At 61.1% G+C, this 18,803-nt stretch carries 17 protein-coding genes; 9 read left to right on the top strand and 8 right to left on the bottom strand.

Annotated elements, in window-relative coordinates:
• Window positions 1-219 (top strand): DUF1653 domain-containing protein, encoded by a 219-nt coding sequence (locus BN1121_RS10985; RefSeq protein ID WP_268744111.1) that lies wholly within the window; start codon window positions 1-3, stop codon window positions 217-219.
• A gap of 42 nt (window positions 220-261) precedes the next feature.
• Here the strand turns inward: BN1121_RS10985 and serA are convergent, their stop codons facing one another.
• From serA to BN1121_RS11010, 5 genes are all read right to left on the bottom strand, one after another.
• Entirely contained in the window at window positions 262-1,494 is a 1,233-nt protein-coding gene (gene serA / locus BN1121_RS10990) for a phosphoglycerate dehydrogenase (protein ID WP_005347794.1), read from the bottom strand.
• Window positions 1,495-1,695: 201 nt separating this feature from the next.
• Window positions 1,696-2,352 (bottom strand): ribose-5-phosphate isomerase RpiA, encoded by a 657-nt coding sequence (gene rpiA / locus BN1121_RS10995; RefSeq protein ID WP_005347799.1) that lies wholly within the window; start codon window positions 2,350-2,352, stop codon window positions 1,696-1,698.
• An 89-nt stretch (window positions 2,353-2,441) separates the two neighbouring features.
• Window positions 2,442-3,032, bottom strand: coding sequence for a 5-formyltetrahydrofolate cyclo-ligase (locus BN1121_RS11000; RefSeq protein WP_005347801.1), 591 nt, complete (start codon window positions 3,030-3,032; stop codon window positions 2,442-2,444).
• Window positions 3,033-3,100: 68 nt separating this feature from the next.
• The gene (locus BN1121_RS11005) at window positions 3,101-4,426 is read right to left on the bottom strand and encodes a Na+/H+ antiporter NhaC family protein (protein ID WP_005347804.1); all 1,326 of its coding nucleotides are present in this window, start codon (window positions 4,424-4,426) and stop codon (window positions 3,101-3,103) included.
• A gap of 406 nt (window positions 4,427-4,832) precedes the next feature.
• Window positions 4,833-5,822, bottom strand: a complete 990-nt coding sequence (locus BN1121_RS11010) for an alpha/beta hydrolase (RefSeq protein WP_043157125.1) — start codon at window positions 5,820-5,822, stop codon at window positions 4,833-4,835.
• Between the two features lie 242 nt (window positions 5,823-6,064).
• Here BN1121_RS11010 and dapB point away from each other — a divergent pair, with 242 nt between their 5' ends.
• From dapB to carB, 4 genes are all read left to right on the top strand, one after another.
• On the top strand, window positions 6,065-6,877 hold the full coding sequence (gene dapB, locus BN1121_RS11015; protein ID WP_005347812.1) for a 4-hydroxy-tetrahydrodipicolinate reductase: 813 nt from the start codon (window positions 6,065-6,067) through the stop codon (window positions 6,875-6,877).
• 259 nt (window positions 6,878-7,136) lie between these two features.
• Complete coding sequence (locus BN1121_RS19780; protein ID WP_156139398.1) at window positions 7,137-7,334, top strand: hypothetical protein; 198 nt, start codon at window positions 7,137-7,139, stop codon at window positions 7,332-7,334.
• A gap of 136 nt (window positions 7,335-7,470) precedes the next feature.
• Window positions 7,471-8,607: a glutamine-hydrolyzing carbamoyl-phosphate synthase small subunit gene (gene carA / locus BN1121_RS11020; RefSeq protein WP_005347815.1), complete on the top strand. Its 1,137-nt coding sequence runs from the start codon at window positions 7,471-7,473 to the stop codon at window positions 8,605-8,607.
• Window positions 8,608-8,623: 16 nt separating this feature from the next.
• The gene (gene carB / locus BN1121_RS11025; RefSeq protein ID WP_005347817.1) at window positions 8,624-11,848 is read left to right on the top strand and encodes a carbamoyl-phosphate synthase large subunit; all 3,225 of its coding nucleotides are present in this window, start codon (window positions 8,624-8,626) and stop codon (window positions 11,846-11,848) included.
• A gap of 46 nt (window positions 11,849-11,894) precedes the next feature.
• Here carB and BN1121_RS11030 read toward each other — a convergent pair whose 3' ends face one another.
• The gene (locus BN1121_RS11030) at window positions 11,895-12,494 is read right to left on the bottom strand and encodes a TetR/AcrR family transcriptional regulator (protein ID WP_005347829.1); all 600 of its coding nucleotides are present in this window, start codon (window positions 12,492-12,494) and stop codon (window positions 11,895-11,897) included.
• A 108-nt stretch (window positions 12,495-12,602) separates the two neighbouring features.
• Between BN1121_RS11030 and BN1121_RS11035 the strand changes: the two genes are divergently transcribed.
• The 3 genes from BN1121_RS11035 to BN1121_RS11045 all read left to right on the top strand — a co-directional run bounded on the left by BN1121_RS11035 (window position 12,603) and on the right by BN1121_RS11045 (window position 16,381).
• A complete protein-coding gene (locus tag BN1121_RS11035) occupies window positions 12,603-13,631 on the top strand; it encodes an HlyD family secretion protein (RefSeq protein ID WP_231553027.1) in 1,029 nt (342 codons plus the stop codon).
• Window positions 13,632-13,633: 2 nt separating this feature from the next.
• Window positions 13,634-15,148, top strand: a complete 1,515-nt coding sequence (locus BN1121_RS11040; protein WP_005347832.1) for an MFS transporter — start codon at window positions 13,634-13,636, stop codon at window positions 15,146-15,148.
• An 84-nt stretch (window positions 15,149-15,232) separates the two neighbouring features.
• The gene (locus tag BN1121_RS11045; RefSeq protein WP_005347835.1) at window positions 15,233-16,381 is read left to right on the top strand and encodes a DUF1615 domain-containing protein; all 1,149 of its coding nucleotides are present in this window, start codon (window positions 15,233-15,235) and stop codon (window positions 16,379-16,381) included.
• A gap of 35 nt (window positions 16,382-16,416) precedes the next feature.
• Here the strand turns inward: BN1121_RS11045 and BN1121_RS11050 are convergent, their stop codons facing one another.
• Both BN1121_RS11050 and BN1121_RS11055 read right to left on the bottom strand, forming a co-directional pair.
• On the bottom strand, window positions 16,417-17,037 hold the full coding sequence (locus BN1121_RS11050; protein ID WP_005347837.1) for a Type 1 glutamine amidotransferase-like domain-containing protein: 621 nt from the start codon (window positions 17,035-17,037) through the stop codon (window positions 16,417-16,419).
• 35 nt (window positions 17,038-17,072) lie between these two features.
• Window positions 17,073-17,918 (bottom strand): nuclease-related domain-containing protein, encoded by an 846-nt coding sequence (locus BN1121_RS11055; protein WP_005347839.1) that lies wholly within the window; start codon window positions 17,916-17,918, stop codon window positions 17,073-17,075.
• A 507-nt stretch (window positions 17,919-18,425) separates the two neighbouring features.
• On the opposite strand from BN1121_RS11055, the gene BN1121_RS11065 reads away from it, so the two are divergent.
• Window positions 18,426-18,734 carry a hypothetical protein gene (locus tag BN1121_RS11065; protein WP_005347842.1) on the top strand — a complete coding sequence of 103 codons (309 nt, stop codon included), beginning with the start codon at window positions 18,426-18,428 and terminating at the stop codon, window positions 18,732-18,734.
• The last annotated feature ends 69 nt before the right edge of the window (window positions 18,735-18,803 follow it).

Consider the following 18,803-nt stretch of genomic DNA (forward strand, 5'->3'; position numbering starts at 1 on the left):
GTGGTTGGAAAACCCTTGCGCACCGGGTTGTGGCGTCACTACAAGGGGGGCCTCTACGACGTGTTGATGGAGGCGCGCCACTCGGAGCGGGAAGAGCTGTTGGTCATCTATCGCAGCGTCGATGACGGAACCTGCTACGCGAGACCCAAACCCATGTTTCTGGAGTGGGTGCGGCACGAGGGCCGCCTCATGGCCCGTTTTGCCCCTATCGATGAATAATAAAAAGCCCTGATCACTCAGGGCTTTTTCGTTGGTGAAGGCTTAGTGGAGGATACGGGCACGGATGGTGCCGTCGATGTCTTTGAGCTTGGCCAGCGCCTTCTCACTGTGCTCGGTCTCGACGTCGATCACCACATAGCCTATTTCGCTGCTGGTCTGCAGGTACTGGCCGGCGATGTTGATCCCCTCCTCGGCGAACGCCTGGTTGATCTTGTTCATCACCCCCGGTTGGTTGCGGTGCACGTGCAGCAGGCGGCTGGCACCACGATGACCCGGCAGGGAGACCTCCGGGAAGTTAACCGCAGAGAGGGTGGAGCCGTTGTCGGAGTACTTGATGAGCTTGTTGGCCACTTCCAGACCTATGTTCTCCTGCGCCTCCTGGGTGGAGCCGCCGATATGGGGGGTCAGGATCACGTTGTCAAAGCCGCGCAATGGGGTCATGAACTCCTCGTCGTTGGACTTGGGCTCGACCGGGAAGACGTCGATGGCGGCGCCACTGAGGTGGCCGCTCTTGAGCACGTCGACCAGGGCGTCGATATCGACCACGGTGCCGCGAGAGGCGTTGATGAAGATGGCGCCCGGTTTCATCATGCGTAGCTGCTCGGCACCGATCATCTCCTTGGTGGAGGGGGTCTCGGGCACGTGCAGGCTGATGACGTCAGACATGTTGAGCAGCTCGGCCATGGTCGGCACCTGGATGGCGTTGCCCAGCGAGAGCTTGTTCTCGATGTCGTAGTAGTAGACCTTCATGCCGATGCTCTCGGCGATGATGCCAAGCTGGGTGCCGATGTGGCCGTAGCCGATGATGCCAAGCTTCTTGCCACGTGCCTCGACGCTGCGGTTGGCCAGTTTTTCCCAGATGCCACGGTGGCATTTGGCGCTCTTCTCGGGTACACCGCGCAGCAGCAGCAGGATCTCACCCAGCACCAGCTCAGCCACCGAGCGGGTGTTGGAGAAGGGGGCGTTGAACACGGGAATGCCACGGATCTCGGCCGCCTTGAGCTCGACCTGGTTGGTGCCGATGCAGAAGCAGCCGATGGCGACCAGCTTGGCGGCGGCGTCCAGCACTTTCTCGGTCAACTGGGTGCGCGAGCGGATGCCGATAAAATGCACATCGCGAATGCGCTCGATGAGCTCCTCTTCAGAGAGTGAACCCTTGAGATACTCCACGCTGGTATATCCGGCCGCCCGGAAGGTCTCCACCGTGTTGGGGTGAACGCCCTCAAGCAGCAGCACCTTAATCTTGTCCTTGTCCAATGAAAACTTGACTGTCATGACGATCCCTTTGCGTTACTGATGGTGCGAGAAGAATTTGTAAATTAACAAAAACACCGGGCACAGGGAATAAGTGTGATGAAAGTCAAATTTTTTGAAGTTTTCAACGAATTACACAAGCCGCTAAAGGGAGAAAGGGAGCTCGCAGAGAAAATAAAAGGCGCCTGAAGGCGCCTTGGTCCGTACAAAATATTGATCAAATCACTTCAGGGTGACGACCCCGTCCGGCGTGCCCATTACCACCACGTCGGCACCGCGGGCGGCAAACAGGCCGTTGGTCACCACGCCGACGATGGCGTTGAGACGAGCCTCGAGCACCTTGGGTTCGGTAATGGCCATGCCGTGCACATCGAGGATATGGTTACCGTTGTCGGTGACGACCCCTTCGCGCCAGAGAGGGTTACCGCCGAGTTTTCTGATCTCGCGGGCCACGTATTCGCGGGCCATGGGGATCACCTCGACCGGCAGGGGGAACTGGCCGAGCACCTCGACCGTCTTGGTATTGTCGATGATGCAGATAAACTGATCGGCCACGGCGGCGACGATCTTTTCGCGGGTCAGGGCGGCGCCGCCACCCTTGATCATGTCACGGCTGGCATTGATCTCGTCGGCACCGTCCACATAGACAGAGAGGCTTTCGATCTCGTTGAGATCGAAGACGGTGATGCCGAGGGCCTGCATGCGCTCGGTAGAGGCAATGGAGCTGGAGACGGCGCCCTTGATCCGATCCTTGATGGTGCCGAGGGCATCAATGAAATGGTTGACGGTGGAGCCGGTGCCCACCCCGACTATGGTGTCGGGAACCACGTATTCCAGGGCTGCCCAGCCGGCGGCCTTTTTCATTTCATCTTGAGTCATGACTGCTCCTTGGGGACAAAAGCGGGCGCATTATAAGCCAAGGCGGCCGTGCGGAGCGACCGCCAAGGATAGGCAGGATGAGGGCTCTCTCACGTTTTTTTAAACTGCCAGTGCCGTGACGGGGTCAGCAGCTCCGGCAGGGGGATGTCCCACTCCTCGCTCGGTACCTTGTCTACCAGCTGGCAGTCGTGGGCGACCCCGATGGGCTTGGGGCCGAGCTGATGCTGCTGCCAGCAGGCCAGGGTGCGGTCGTAATAGCCGCCGCCCATGCCGAGGCGGTTGCCGTCGGCGTCGAAAGCCACCATGGGGGTGAACATGAGATCCAGGCCGCTGTAGGGGATCACGCGCTCCATATCGAGCTCGGGCTCTTCGATGCGGAACTTGTTACGCACCATGGGAGAGGTCGGCGTGTAGTGCAAGAAGAGCAGGTGGCCCGGGGTGAAGGGGTGCACCACCGGCAGGTAGACCTCTTTTTTCTGGGCCCAGAGCCAATGAATGGTAGGCAATGGGTTGATCTCGCCGTCGTTGGCCAGATAGAAGGCGATACGTCGGGCGTGGGCCACATCGGGATGACTCTTGATGCGCTCGAGCAGGGCCTGGGCGGCCAGATGCTGCTGCTCGGCTGTGAGCGCCCGGCGGCGCTCACGGATCTGTTGGCGCAGGGTATGGCGTTCTGACATGGTAACTCCTTGTGACTACCGGAGCATATCACTACGGGGCCTGCCTGTGCATGGCCCCGTGATGTGGATTAGCGGCTGCGCATCTGATGTTTGATAAAGACGGCCAGGATGGCGGTCAGGGCCAGGGCCATGGGGTAGAAGCTCATGCTGATAACGGCCAGCGGCGACAGACCGAAGATGGAGCCGAGCAGCAGGGCCTGGGCGCCCCAGGGGATGAGACCCTGCACCACGCAGGAGAAGATATCGAGCAGTGAGGCGGCGCGGCGCGGCGTGACACCGTGCTGCTCGGCCAGCTCTCTGGCCACCTTGCTCGCCACTATGATGGCCACCGTATTGTTGGCGGTGCAGGCGTTGGTCAGGCTCACCACGGAGGCGATTCCCAGCTCGGCTGCCTTCTCATTCTGATCCGAATCGTGACCCCGGCTGAAGCGGGCAATCAGGGCGGCGATGTGACCGGTGATCCAGGCGAGCCCGCCCTGGCGCTCCATCAAGGCGCCGAGGCCGCCAATGAGCATGGAGAGCAGGAAGATCTCCTGCATGGAGGTAAAACCCTTGTAGATATCCTGGGTGAACTGACCCAACTGATAGCCACTGCCGGCCAGCCCGACCAGACCTGCGGCCAGGATACCTGTGCCCAGTACCAAAAAGACGTTCATGCCAGAGAGCGCCAGCCCCAGGATCAGCAGGTAGGGGAGCACCTTGACCCACTGGTCCAGATGCTGCGTCGGTACTTCTGCCACGTGGCCGAGCAGCAGATAGCCCATCATCACCAGCAGTGCGGCCGGGGCGGCGATCATCAGATTCTCACGAAACTTGTCCTTCATCTCGCACCCCTGGCTGCGGGTAGCGGCTATGGTGGTATCCGAAATAATCGAGAGGTTATCGCCAAACATGGCGCCGCCGAGCACGGCACCGGCCACCAGCACGGGGTCGAGCCCGGCGCTCTGGGCGACCCCCAGGGCGACAGGTGCGACAGCGCCAATGGTGCCCATGGAGGTGCCCATGGCGGTGGCAATAAAGGCAGAGATGAGGAACAGACCCGGCAGCAGGGCCCAGCCCGGTATCAGTGACAGGCCCAGTGCGACGGTGGCATCCACTCCGCCGGTTGCCTTGGCCACGCTGGCAAACGCGCCGGCCAGCAGGTAAATGAGGCACATGGCCATGATGTTGCTGTCGCCCACCCCCTTGAAGAAGGTCTCGAGGTTCTTGCTCAGCCCCTCGCGACCGATGAACAGGGCGAGCACGACGGCAGGCAGTGCGGCAACCGGGGCGGGCAGTTGATAGAAGGCGAACTCGACCCCTTGCAGGGTCAACCAGGTGCCGGTACCGATAAAGAGGGCAAGAAAGAGCAGCAAGGGCAGCAGGGCCCGGGCGCTGGGTTGGGTCTGGATCATGTGTTCCTCTGAAATTGAACAATGACCTCCTGTCGTGAACTGCTTTGTGCCTTTATCGGGTTGGGATAGGGGAAAACAGGGCGGGCATCCTGCCGCATTGGGGGGCCCACAGTAGTGAGTCAACTCATTGGGGTCAAGATAGCCGTCCAGATGGATAGGTGTTTTTGTTTTGTGATTCTGCCACCTCTTAAATATCGGAATAATATTCTGAGTATTTAATTTTCACTGTTCATTATTCGGTGTGATTTGGGGGCTGATGTGGGTATTGAGCGGCGCTGTGTGCCCCTGACAAGAAGCGCCGCCCAGCGGTATCCAGGGGCAGGGTCTTGCTGCCGAATGTTTGCTGCATCATCCGGCAGTGGGCAGTGGGCAGTGGGCAGTGTCAGGAAATGTACAGACCGCCTCGCTAAAGGGAGCGACCGGGCAGTGGCTGGGCCAGTTTCTCCACCGCCTGAACCGCTGCCTGGGTGGCGTCATGGTCCAGAGTCAAAGGTATGTGCCCAATCCCCGGCAGCAGGGTGACAGGCCACTGAACGCCGAGGCGTCTTAACTCTGGCTCCAGTTGATCAGTCTGAAAGGCTTCATCATCAGTGCCAGCAAGCACGGCGCAGGGGCGCTTGGCACTGCGTATGTTTTGCTGGTATTCGCGGTCTGGCTGAAAGTTCGACGCCAAGTTGAAAGAGTAAGAAGGGGTCAGCTGGGACTTCGCTTCTTCATTGAGTGCAAAGTTGAGTACGGTCAGATGGTTGAGCGCGAAGATGCGCAGGCCATTGAGGATGTTCAGGGCAATCAGGCGAGGAATGCCGACACGCACCCAGCCACCACTGTTGGGCCGATAGTTGGCGGCAGTGGGGCCGAGATAAGGGGAGAGGAGCAGATAGTGATCGAACAGGGATTGCCGGGAGCTGCCGGCAACGCGCAGGGCAAAGCCTCCCCCCGATGAGAAACCGACAAGAGTGGCTGGCTTGCAGGGGGCTACCGCCCTGATGAAATCCTCCAGGTCGTCTTCGAGCTGACCGATGTAGGCGATGGTGCCCTTGTTGCCAGACTCGCCATGACCGCGAATATCGAGGGCGTAGGCGTCGTATCCGGCTTGCGAGAAGGCACTTGCCATCTTGTGCATGCTCTGGCTGCTGGCAGAAGAGCCATGAACCAGTATCACGCTGCCTCTGATGGCACTGCCTTCTGCGGCATAGTGGCGGTAGGCCAGCTGAGCGCCGTCACGCGCCGGGTATCTTGAAAGTGAAGGTAAACCGCTCCAGTCCAGGCCGGTAAAAGGATTGTTAATACTGGCCATCTCCTGCGCCTGTCTCGGCCCGCCAAACAGTAGAGCCATGGCCAGTGTCGCCAGCCCAAGCGACGCAAGGCCCACTGCCAACAGCCATCCTTCATGCATACTTGCCCATCTCCGATTGAAGTCGACGTGGGCCGACTCGTGGTTTTGACTCGCTCTGAATCTATCAGATGGCCTTTTGTCTGCCAAAACCCTTGGGACAACCATCAGAAGGGGCGCCTTCTGCCGAGCGGAGGGCGGCCCCGTTAGCGGGTGTCATAAGGTGGGGTGCGTGATGGCTTTTCAAAGCAGGCCCAGGCTGGTAAAACGGACTCTTTCCTTGATAACGAGATGAGAGGGTGGAGATGGACAATCCGATCCGTGTGGCCGTGATGGGCTGTAATGGTCGTATGGGCAAGGTGCTGCTGGAGGCGATCAGCCAAGCCGAGGGTGTGGTGGTCGGGGCGGCGCTGGAGCGACCGGGGTCGGCGGTGATCGGTCTGGATGCCGGCGAGCTCAACGGGTTGGGTCATCTGGGCGTGGCCATCAGCGACAGTCTCGACAAGGTGCGCGACCAATTTGATCTCATCATCGACTTCACCCGTCCCGAGGTGACCCTGCAAAACCTCGCCATCGCCCGTGCGCACGGAAAGATGATGGTCATCGGCACCACCGGCTTTGACGAGGCCGGTAAAGCCACCATCGAGCAGGCGGCTCGGGAGATTGGCATCGTGTTCGCCTCCAACTACTCGGTCGGGGTCAATCTGGTGTTCAAGCTGCTCGAGCAGGCCGCCAAAGTGATGGGGGAGTACACCGACATCGAGATCATCGAGGGGCACCACAGACACAAGGTGGACGCGCCGTCCGGCACCGCCCTCTCCATGGGCGAAGTGGTGGCCAAGACGCTCGGACGTGACTTGAAAGAGTGCGCCGTCTACGGCCGCGAGGGGATCACCGGCGAGCGGGATCGCAACACCATCGGCTTTGCCACCATCCGTGCCGGCGATCTGGTGGGCGAGCACACCGTCATGTTTGCCGACATCGGCGAGCGGGTGGAGATCAGCCACAAGGCCTCCAGCCGCCTCACCTTCGCCAATGGCGCCGTGCGTGCCGCCCGCTGGCTCAAGACTCAGCCTGCCGGCCTCTACAACATGCAGGACGTGTTGGGGCTGTACTGAGCAAAACGTATAAAAAAGGCGGCTTTGCCGCCTTTTTTTATTAAAGCATGTAAAACCAAGCGACTTCTATCTTCTCCCCGCACCGGTTGTTAATCGGCTTGCCGCTCACTTGTCATCACCCTGTTATCGGTTGGTCGTAACATGACCACAAAGACGCATCATCAAAAAAGATTAAAAATGCATAACTAGTAAAACGTTTTTCTTTGTCTTTGGAAATTTCACATGGCTCAAATGGGTTTTGTTTGTTTGTTGTGATTCCATGATTGCTTCTCAAGATGATGAAATAAAAGAAAAAAATAATGTTTTATTGGAAATTTGTGGCTCCGTGGTGCGCATCTGGCTAGAGGGCGCAAAAAAGTTTTACGGCGGGGGTTGCGCGGCGAGGCAATGCATAGATAATGACTGGAATTGCCTTTTTATAGAATTTAAATGCATTCTGGTTGAGGTTGCCGGTTGAAATGCCGCAAGTTTTCAGTAGAATGCGCGCAATTTGCCCGAAACCTGCCGGCCCAGCTGGGTCCAATTGACCCGGCGCTCGGTCAGTAACACCCAGGTAAATTGCTGAATTTCAAGCTAAAAAACTGGAGGTTGTCTTGAATCACACTGCATTGTTAGTGCTGGAAGATGGAACTGTCTTCAAGGGCGTTTCGATAGGCGCCGAGGGATGTTCCGTTGGTGAAGTGGTTTTCAATACGTCGATGACGGGCTACCAGGAAATCCTTACCGACCCCTCCTATTCCCGTCAGATAGTCACCCTCACTTATCCCCATATCGGCAACACAGGTACCAACGCAGAAGATGAAGAGTCCACCCAGATCCACGCCCAAGGCCTGATCATCCGCGACCTTCCGATACTGGCCTCCAACTTCCGCAATCAGCAATCCCTCTCCGATTACCTCAAGTCCCACAACATCGTTGGCATCGCCGACATCGACACCCGCAAACTGACCCGCATCCTGCGCGAGAAAGGCGCCCAGGCCGGTTGCATCCTGGCCGGCAAGCAGATCGATGAAGCATACGCCCTCGAACAGGCGCGCGCCTTCCCCGGTCTGAAGGGGATGGACCTGGCCAAAGAGGTTACGGTTGGCGAGGCGTACAACTGGACCGAAGGCAGCTGGCAGCTTGGCAAGGGGCACGTCACCCCGGATGCCGACCAGCTCAAATACCACGTGGTGGCCTACGATTTTGGCGTCAAGCGCAACATACTGCGCATGCTGGTGGACCGCGGCTGCCGCCTGACCGTGGTGCCGGCCAAGACCCCGGCTGCCGAGGTACTGGCGCTGAACCCGGATGGCATCTTCCTCTCCAACGGCCCAGGTGACCCCGAGCCGTGCGACTACGCCATCGAGGCCATCAAGGCCTTCCTTGATACCAACACCCCGGTGTTTGGCATCTGCCTGGGTCACCAGCTGCTGGGTCTCGCCTCCGGCGCCAAGACCGTCAAGATGAAGTTTGGCCACCACGGTGCCAACCACCCGGTGAAGAGCCTGGACGACAACACCGTCATGATCACCGCCCAGAACCACGGCTTCGCAGTGGACGAGAACAACCTGCCGGAGTGCCTGCGCGCCACCCACGTCTCCCTGTTCGATGGGTCCCTGCAGGGCATTCATCGCACCGACCGTCCGGCCTTCAGCTTCCAGGGTCACCCCGAAGCGAGCCCGGGCCCGCACGACTGTGCCGGTCTGTTCGACCACTTTATTGAATTGATTAAGCAGTATCGCGCCTAAGAGGATAAAGAGAGCCATGCCAAAACGTAACGACCTTCAGAGCATCCTGATCCTCGGCGCCGGCCCCATCGTCATCGGCCAGGCCTGCGAATTCGACTACTCCGGCGCCCAGGCGTGCAAGGCCCTGCGCGAGGAGGGCTACCGCGTCATCCTGGTCAACTCCAACCCGGCCACCATCATGACCGACCCGGAGATGGCCGACGCCACCTACATCGAGCCCATCACCTGGGAAGTAGTGCGCGAGATCATCAAGAAAGAGCGCCCGGACGCCATCCTGCCCACCATGGGCGGCCAGACCGCACTGAACTGCGCCCTGGCGCTGGAGCAGCACGGTGTGCTCAAGGAGTTTGGTGTCGAGATGATCGGTGCCACCGCCGACGCCATCGATAAGGCCGAGGATCGCTCCCGCTTTGACAAGGCGATGCGCAGCATCGGCCTGGAGTGCCCGCGTGCCGGCATCGCCCACAACATGGAAGAAGCCTGGAAAGTGCAGGCCGAAGTGGGCTTCCCCTGCATCATCCGCCCCTCCTTCACCATGGGCGGCTCGGGTGGCGGTATCGCCTACAACACCGAAGAGTTCGTCGAGATCTGCGAGCGCGGCCTGGACCTGTCGCCGACCAAGGAGCTGCTCATCGACGAGTCGCTCATCGGCTGGAAAGAGTACGAAATGGAGGTGGTGCGCGATCGCAACGACAACTGCATCATCGTCTGCGCCATCGAGAACTTCGACCCCATGGGCATTCACACCGGTGACTCCATCACGGTCGCGCCGGCTCAGACGCTGACCGACAAGGAGTACCAGATCATGCGCAACGCCTCCATGGCGGTGCTGCGCGAGATCGGCGTCGAGACCGGTGGCTCCAACGTCCAGTTCGGCATCAACCCGAAAGATGGCCGCATGGTCATCATCGAGATGAACCCGCGGGTGTCGCGCTCCTCCGCGCTGGCCTCCAAGGCAACCGGCTTCCCCATCGCCAAGATCGCCGCCAAGCTCGCCATCGGTTACACCCTGGACGAGCTGATGAACGACATCACCGGCGGTCGCACCCCGGCCTCCTTCGAGCCGGCCATCGACTACGTGGTCACCAAGGTGCCGCGCTTCAACTTCGAGAAGTTCGCCGGCGCCAACGACCGTCTGACCACCCAGATGAAGTCCGTCGGTGAAGTGATGGCCATCGGCCGCAACTTCCAGGAGTCCCTGCACAAAGCGCTGCGCGGCCTCGAGACCGGCAAGACCGGCTTCGACCCCATGCTGGATCTCAACGCCCCTGACGCCCTGACCCGCATCCGTCACGAGCTGCAGGATGCCGGTAGCGATCGCATCTTCTACATCGCCGACGCCTTCCGGGCCGGTCTCTCCATGGACGGCGTATTCCGCCTGACCAAGATTGACCCCTGGTTCCTGGTGCAGATTGAAGAGCTGGTGAAACTCGAAGAGCAGGTGAAAGAGCGCGGCATGGCGGGCCTTGATGCTGACTTCCTGCGCAGCCTCAAGCGCAAGGGCTTCGCCGATGCCCGTCTGGCCAAGATCCTCGGTGTGGCCGAAGGTGAAGTGCGTAAATTGCGCGCCCGCCACAACATCTTCCCGGTCTACAAACGGGTCGATACCTGCGCCGCCGAGTTCGCCACCAACACCGCCTACATGTACTCCAGCTATGACGAGGAGTGCGAGGCCAACCCCACCAACCGCGACAAGATCATGGTCATCGGTGGCGGCCCGAACCGTATCGGCCAGGGTATCGAGTTTGACTACTGCTGCGTACACGCGGCGCTGGCTCTGCGCGAAGACGGTTACGAGACCATCATGGTCAACTGCAACCCGGAGACCGTCTCCACCGACTACGACACCTCCGACCGCCTCTACTTCGAGCCGGTCACCCTGGAAGACGTGCTGGAGATCGTGCGCGTCGAAAACCCGAAAGGCGTCATCGTCCAGTACGGCGGCCAGACCCCGCTGAAACTGGCTCGCGCCCTGGAAGCGAATGGCGTGCCGGTCATCGGCACCAGTCCGGATGCCATTGACCGCGCGGAAGACCGCGAGCGCTTCCAGTCCGCCGTCGAGCGCCTCGGTCTCAAGCAGCCGGAAAACGGCACCGTCACCGCCCTGGAGCAGGCGGTGCTGCTGGCAGAGCGCATCACCTACCCGCTGGTGGTTCGTCCCTCCTACGTGCTGGGTGGCCGCGCCATGGAGATCGTCTATGACGAGCAGGACCTGCGCCGCTACTTCGCCGAGGCGGTGAGCGTCTCCAACGAATCGCCGGTGCTGCTGGACCGCTTCCTGGACGACGCCACCGAGGTGGACGTGGACGCCATCTGCGACGGCGTGGACGTGGTCATCGGCGGCATCATGGAGCACATCGAACAGGCCGGTATCCACTCCGGTGACTCCGCCTGCTCCCTACCGCCCTACACCCTCTCCAAGGCCATCCAGGACGAGATGCGTGAGCAGGTGCGCAAACTGGCGCTGGAGCTTGGCGTAGTGGGCCTGATGAATGTGCAGTTCGCGGTTAAAGACAACGAGATCTACCTCATCGAGGTGAACCCCCGTGCCGCCCGTACCGTGCCCTTCGTCTCCAAGGCCACCGGCGCGCCGCTGGCCAAGATCGCCGCCCGGGTGATGGCCGGTCAGAGCCTAAAGGAACAAGGTTTCACCAGCGAGATCATCCCGCCCTACTACTCGGTGAAAGAGGTCGTGCTGCCGTTTGCCAAGTTCCCGGGGGTCGACCCGCTGCTGGGGCCGGAGATGCGCAGTACAGGTGAAGTCATGGGGGTGGGCAGCAGCTTCGCCGAGGCCTATGCCAAGGCGCTGCTGGGTGCCGGCCATCAAGTGCCGCGCGAAGGTCGCGCCCTGCTCTCGGTGCGTCACGGCGACAAGGAGCGGGTGGTCAACCTGGCCGCCAAGCTGCTGGAGCTGGGCTATGACCTCGATGCCACCCACGGCACTGCGGTGACTCTGGGGGAGGCGAGCATCAATCCGCGTCTGGTCAACAAGGTACACGAGGGTCGCCCGCACATTCTGGATCGCATCAAGAATGGCGAGTACACCTACATCGTCAACACCGCCGAGGGCCGCCGCGCCATCGAGGACTCCAAGCAGCTGCGCCGCGGCGCCCTGCAGCACAAGGTGGCTTACACCACCACTCTGCACGCGGCGTTCGCCACCTGCATGGCCATCAGCGTCGATGCTACCGCCAACGTGAGCTCGGTGCAGGAGTTGCACGAGAAGGTGAACAATCGCTAAAGGTTCGTTCGATAAGTCAAACACCCCGCCTCGGCGGGGTGTTTTGTTATGGGCGGCGGTGGCCGGCGAGGAAGGCATCCACCGCCGACTCGGCGCTGCGGCGCATCTCGGCGGGGCTCGGGATGGTATCGGCGTAGAGGGCCTCGAAGTGGCGGTTGCCCCGCAGTGCCCCGAGCAGCTGCTCGCAGGCCAGCTCGGGATCGTCCAAGTGCACTATGCCCTGGCCGTCGAGCGCCTTGAGGAAGGTGCCGAGCATGCTCTGGGAGTGGTAGGCACTGCGCTCGAGGAAGAAGCGGATGAGATCGGGGTCCTTGTGCACCCGGGTCATCACCAGCCGGCATAACTTGAGGCGGCGTTCGTCATAGACCAAGTGCAGGTAGTTCACGGCGAGTGCCATCAGCTGTTGACGTGGCGTGCTCTGGTCGGTGGGGAAGGCGAGGGCCTCCTCCAGCGGCTCGGTCAGCTCGGCCACCACGGCGCGCAGCAGTCCCTGCTTGTCGCCGAAGTAGTTATACAGGGTCAGCTTGGAGCCGCCACAGCGCTCGATGATCTGTGCCATGTTGGTGTCGTCATAGCCCTGCTCCAGAAACAACTCGATAGCGCTCGCCAGGTAGCGTTGGCGCTTCTCCAGACTCGATGGACGCATAGTTACAGTACTCCTCGGTACATTTTTTGTCGTCGGGGGCTTGTCACCGTTCACGACGCCCTCTATGATTTTGGTACTGTACGGTACAGTATCATGCGCGGAGTGAAGATGAAAGCGACGATGAAGAAGGGAGCGGTCGCCCTGGCGCTGCTGGGGGCCGTGGCCGGTCTCTATGTTTATCTGATGCCCCACGTCGGGGAGGTGGTCACCGACAACGCCTATGTGCAGGGGGAGATAGCCCAGATCAGCGCCGAGGTGGCCGGCGTGGTGACCCGGGTTCATGTCGCCGACAACCAGTTCGTGCATGCCGGTGAGCTGTTGGCGGAGGTGGATGCACGCGACTACCAGGCCCTCAAGACCCAGGCGGAGGGTGCTCTGGCCGCCGCCGAGGCGGCGCTGGCCAACGTGCGCGAGCGCATCGCCATGCAGGAGATCGGCATCGGGGAAGCGGCCACGCGTATCGAGGCGGCCCAGGCCGATGCCGAGCTTCAGCGCACCGAGTGGGCACGCTATGACAACCTGCTCGGCAAGAAGCTGGTGGCCAAGTCGAGTGCCGACGCCCAGCGCACCCGGATGCGCCAGGCCAACGCCAGCCTGGAGGCGACCCGCCTTGGGCTGGCCAGCGCCAAGCGTCAGCTGGGCTCCCTGCAGACCGAGCGCGCCCAGCGGCTGGCACAGCGGGATCAGGCCCGCGCCGCCCTCGAGCTGGCCAGCCTGAGCCTGGAAGACACCCAGATCCGGGCCCCCATCAGCGGCGTGGTCGGCAATCGCAGCGTGCGCAAGGGGCGCTTCGTTACCAAGGGGACCAACCTGCTGGCCATAGTGCCGGTGGACGATGTGTGGGTGGAGGCCAACTACAAGGAGACCCAGATCACCCACATCCTGCCCGGCCAGACGGTAGAGGTGAGGCTCGACAGCTTCCCGGACCGCCCGCTGCGCGGCCACGTGATCGGCGCCTCGCCGGCTACCGGCGCGCGCTTCAGCCTGCTGCCGCCGGACAACGCGACCGGCAACTTCGTGAAGATTGTGCAGCGGGTGCCGGTCAAGATCGCCCTCGACATCCCGAGTGAGCTGCGCGGTCGGGTGGTGCCCGGCCTCTCGGCCGAGGTGGCGATCGCCGTCGGCGGGCGGGGCTGATCATGCTGCGCATACCCCAACTGCTGGTGCTGACCCTGCTGCTCTTGCTGCCCCAGGGGATCACGGGGGAGCTCTACGGCTCGGGGGCGGCCGAGATTGCCGGTGCTCTCGGCCTCTCCGGGGACGAGGCGAGCTGGCTCAAGACGCTCAACATGATGGGCCAGCTGATGACGCTGCCGCTGGCGGCCTGGCTGGCGCGTCGGCTGGGTTATCGAAGCATGACCCGGCTGGGTGCCCTGATTGGCCTCGTCGCCGCCCTGCTCGCCTGCCTGTGCCGGCAACCTGCGCCGCAGCTGCTTGCCTGGTGGGGGCTCGGGGTGTCGGCCAGTTTGTTGCTGCTGGTGGCCCACGGCCTGGTGCTGCGGGGGCTTGGCTATCGGGCCATCGCCCTGGTCGAGGGGGCCATGCTGCTTGGGGTCGTGCTGATCCCTATGGGGCTCTATCCGCTACTGCTGGCCCATCTGGCCGAGGAGAGCCTGTGGCACTGGGCCTTCGCGGTGCAGGTGCCGGTGTTTCTGGCGCTGCTCTACTGGACCCGCTTTGGCCCCTGGTTTGCGCGCGGCGAACGCTCACCCCTGCACTTTAACCTGTTGCAGGCGCTGCTGCTGAGCGGTTTCATCGGCGGGCTGACCTACCTGCTGCTGCGCGGCGAGCGCTTCGACTGGTTTCAGACGCCCCATCTGGTGGCCCTGGGCTGGTTGCTGCTCGGCTTCGGCGGACTGACGGTGTTGGCACTGCGCCGGCGCTGGGGGCGCGGCGTCTACCTGCGCCCCGATCTGCTGGCCGCCCCCCTGTGCAAGGCGGGCATGCTGGATGCGGTGATGGCCGGTTTTGTCGTCCTCGGCACCAACCAGCTGGTCACCGTCTACGTCACCCAGGCCATGGGCTACAGCCACGTCGAGCTTGGGCGCATGGGGTTGGTGGGCTTTGCCGGCATGCTGGTGGGCTTGCTGATCGCCCTCTATGCCACCACGAACCCGGCGCGGGATCCGGAGAAGGTGATCCCCATCGGTATCGTGCTGATGCTCACCGCCTGCTGCCTGCTCGCCGGGCGCAGTGCCGGCAGCGGCTTCGATGACTTCTGGCCGGCCCTGCTGCTCAAGGGGGTGGCCATCGGCATCCTCAACATCACCCTCACGGTGCACGTGCTGCGCAGCCTGCCGTGGGCCTATCTCGACGAGGGAGTGGCCTGGTTCTATCTGTTTCGCAGCCTGGGCTCCCTGCTGGCGGTCGCCCAGCTCTCGCACCTGATGCATCAGGAGACGAGCCAGGCCGTCAACCGGCTGGGGGAGCACTACAACAGCGCCAGCCAGGCCTTCCTCGACTATCAGCAGGCCGCCTCAGCCCTGGGGCAGGAGGCCGCGCCGGCCCTGCTCGCCAAGCCGCTGCACACCCAGGCCATGGCGGTGGCCGGGGTCAACAATGTGCAGTGGTTCCTGTTCACCCTGGCGTTTCTCATCCCGGTGGTGATTGGCACCATGCGCTGGGCCCACCACAAGTCGCAGCAAGGGCAATAAGGGGTGCACCGGGCTGCGGCGCTCCACTACAATGGCGCAGTTTGTTTCTCGCGCCGCCTGCCGGTGCCCAACAGGGAGCTCCCGATGACCCGATTGCCACGCCTGCCGCTGGCCGTCCTCTCTCTTGCCTTGCTGCTCGCCGGTTGTGCCAGCGAGCCGCCCGCACCGGCCAGCTCGGCGACCCCGGCGGGACGCCCTATCCCTAAGGCGATGCAGCCACAGAAACCGGCCGACATGAAGACTCGCATCGTGCGCTTCCTGCCCAAGCAGGTGCCGGACAAGCCGGGCTGGGCCAACGACGTGGTGACGGCGCTCACCAGCCAGGGGCTGACGGTGAGCGATCACAACGTCTGCACCGTGCTGGCGGTGGCCGAGCAGGAGGCCACCTATCAGGCCGACCCCGTGGTGCCTGGCCTTAGCAAGATGGCCTGGAAGGAGATCAACACCCGGGCCGGCAAGCTGCTTATTCCCGAATTCATGGTGCGCACCGCGCTCTCCATCAAATCCCCCACCGGCAAAACCTACGCCGAGCGCATCGATGCGCTTCGCACCGAGCGGGAGATGAGCGAGATTTTTGAAGACATGATAGGCACCGTGCCTATGGGCAAGCAGCTCTTTGGCAACATGAACCCGGTGCGTACCGGCGGCCCCATGCAGGTGAGTGTGGCCTTTGCCGAGGCGAGCGCCCGCGGTTACCCCTATCCGGTCAAGGAGTCCATTCGCCACGAGGTGTTCACCCGCCGCGGTGGCATCTGGTTTGGCACCAAGCACATCTTCGGCTATCCGGCCGACTACCCCGATACCCTCTATCGCTTCGCCGACTTCAATGCGGGCTGGTACGCGAGCCGCAATGCCGCCTTCCAGGCCGCGGTGAGCCGGCTAAGTGGCAAGACCCTGGCGCTGGATGGGGATCTCATTCGTTACGATACCGACAAGCCCGGCAACACCGAGCTGGCCGTTCACACCCTGGCCGGCCAGCTCAAGATGAGCAAGACGGCCATCCATCAGAGCCTCAGGCTCGGCGACAGCAGCGAGTTTGCCCAGAGTGCCCTCTATCACAGGGTCTTCACCCTGGCCGACCAGAAGGCCGGCAAACGGCTGCCGCGCGCCATTTTGCCCGGCATCCAGCTGAAAAGCCCCAAGATCACCCGCAATCTCACCACCGCCTGGTTTGCCAAGCGGGTGGATGAGCGCGAGCAGCGCTGCGTGCAGAAGATGGCGACGATCCGCTGACCCTGTCTGGCCGCTATTTCAAGCGGGATAGCGGCTCACTGTTTTCCCACGATCTCGGCCTTGTCACCAGTGACCACAATGGCTTGGGCGTTGCTGAAGGGATAAAGCGCAATGTCATCTGATAGCGTGTTGATAATCTCTTCCACCACCTCTTTGAACGGGAAATTGGTGTGATGGGGAAGAGGATAAAACGAGACGAGGGCCAGTGATGCAAGAGAGCCTAAATCGGGCGCGGCACGGATATCATCCATCGCCTTGATATAGGAAATATCGGGAGAAAGCACGATAGCCCCTGCGGACTCGCCGATGTAACACTTTCCTGCCTCTATCTGGCGGACGATGAGCTTGTCAGCACCACTCTTTCTGAGCTCTTGCAGTAGGAAAAAGGTATTTCCACCAGAAACATAGATATAGTCACACCTCTCGAGTGCCTCTGACATTTCGGCTTCTGTGGCGGTGGCTATCTCCAGCTCGCAGACCTCCATCCCCATGGCGATGAACGCTTCTCTTGCCGCGGCGACATAGAAGTTGATCTCCTCATGAAGGCTCGCCGTGGGAATGAATGCCACGGTTTTACCCTTGCCCTCACCCTGTGAGAATTGCGCGAAGATGTCGGCGACATCGGCGAATGATGAGGCTAAAAAGAGTCGTTTCACTTTCCTTTCCTTGTAATGAGCCAAATGGCTATCTGTTATTCCTTGCTGGTGCAATAGGGGGCCCTGTATTTGCACCTTGGATAGGCATGGCATCCCCAAAATGGGTTGCCTTTATTCTCCCCTCGCTGAGCCGTACGCAGCACCAGAATATTGCCGCATCTGGGGCATGCCGGGGTCTCACTCTGGTTGGTGGACCCCATGGCCACAGGCGGTGTTGGGTTGGCGGAGACCGCAGAGTTGGGAGAAGTCTGATGACGTTCCCTCAGCTGGGCCACATGCTGTCTGTGGGTCTGCCAGTTGGCGGCTAGCCGCCCTTGCTCGATGGTGTCAACCACACGGGTGACGTCGGCTGGGGTTAATACCGGTGTGGTTTTCCCCTTGACGTAGCGAATGAGCCCGCGGTTCATCACGTTGTCCGGCATAGGGGTCTTGAAGGTGCAGTCACCTATAAAGCAGATGACGGAGTGAAGCTGGTGGTCCGCCAGCCCCAGCAGGGACTTGAGCGTCATCACATGCAGGTAGTTCTGATGCAGGGGATTTTGAAAATTGTGCCGGCTGCGATAGATCTGTTGGGTCCAGCGCTTGTGATCCGGGTGGCCGAAGATCCATCCCCTCATGTTCTTCGTCTCGATGACAAAGACCCCGAAGCGCGACACCAGTACATGATCGATCTGGGTTGTGCCCTGCGGGGTGGGCAGGGTCACGTCCTTGAGCAGGTGATATTCCTGTTTGTCGAGAAAAAGGCGAATGCTGAGATTGATAAACCACTCCCCGATCATCCCCTTGAACCAGGGGGTTCTGATCAGAGTGATAATCAGCAGCAGAGGCAGCAGATACCAAAGCTGTGCCAGCAGCGGGGCCATCGCAGCAGTGACGTTCATCTAGTGTCTCCTCTACATCCCCTTATCAGGGGGGGATTTGACCATGTTTCCAGCAATAGTGGCGGGTCATGACGCATATCACTCGGTGTCCGGCATGGGGCACCTGAAGCATGAGTGCAGAACATGTTGAGCCACTAGCCCGGTTGATTGAGCCCAATGGCAGGTCCCGGGCGCTCTGGATAAGCCGTCTGAGCCCATTGGCGTTGACGTGGGCCACGCTCGTTGTCGACTTGACTGGGGCTCGTTTGGGTGTATTAAATCGCTCCGTAATGAAGATGTACAGTGAAGAGCAGAGGACTGGCCATCAGCGCAGGATGAGTGCTGTGGTCGACATCTTTATGGAAGACAAGGAAAAATCCTTAAGATTGCCAACCTGGCAAGGCAATACCATATGAACCGAGAAGGAAGTAGCCATGACAAACGCCATACTCTTTAGCTTGCTGCTTGCTGCTTGCTGCTTGCTGCTTGCTGCTCGCTGGCGCTGCCGCGAGTGCGACGGAATTGACCGTGCAGCCACTGTCAGCGCAAAGTCGGTACATCGAGATCCCCGCCGAAGGGGGGCCGTTGTGGAAGTTTGAGCAGGGGGACGAGTGGGTCGAGGTGAGGCGCGACGGCAAGGAGCCCAATCAATATAAGATCACGCTGCTGCAGCTGGATAAAGATGGGAGCTCCAGAGCACTCACCAACAGCGTGTATCTCGAACCTGGGCGGACTGAATCGCTCGGTGGTTCCTGGGATGACAAGCGAGGAATGACCATCTATCTGGTCTCGGTAGCCCTTCCCTTTACAAAGAACGGCGATGAAGGGGCGCCATGAGCATGTCGATCCCGTGCCAGGGAGAGGGTGATGCTAATCTTAAAAAGCGATTGATGTGAGCTTTTTAAT

The sequence above is a fragment of the Aeromonas diversa CDC 2478-85 genome (assembly GCF_000819805.1).
GTDB lineage: Bacteria > Pseudomonadota > Gammaproteobacteria > Enterobacterales > Aeromonadaceae > Aeromonas > Aeromonas diversa.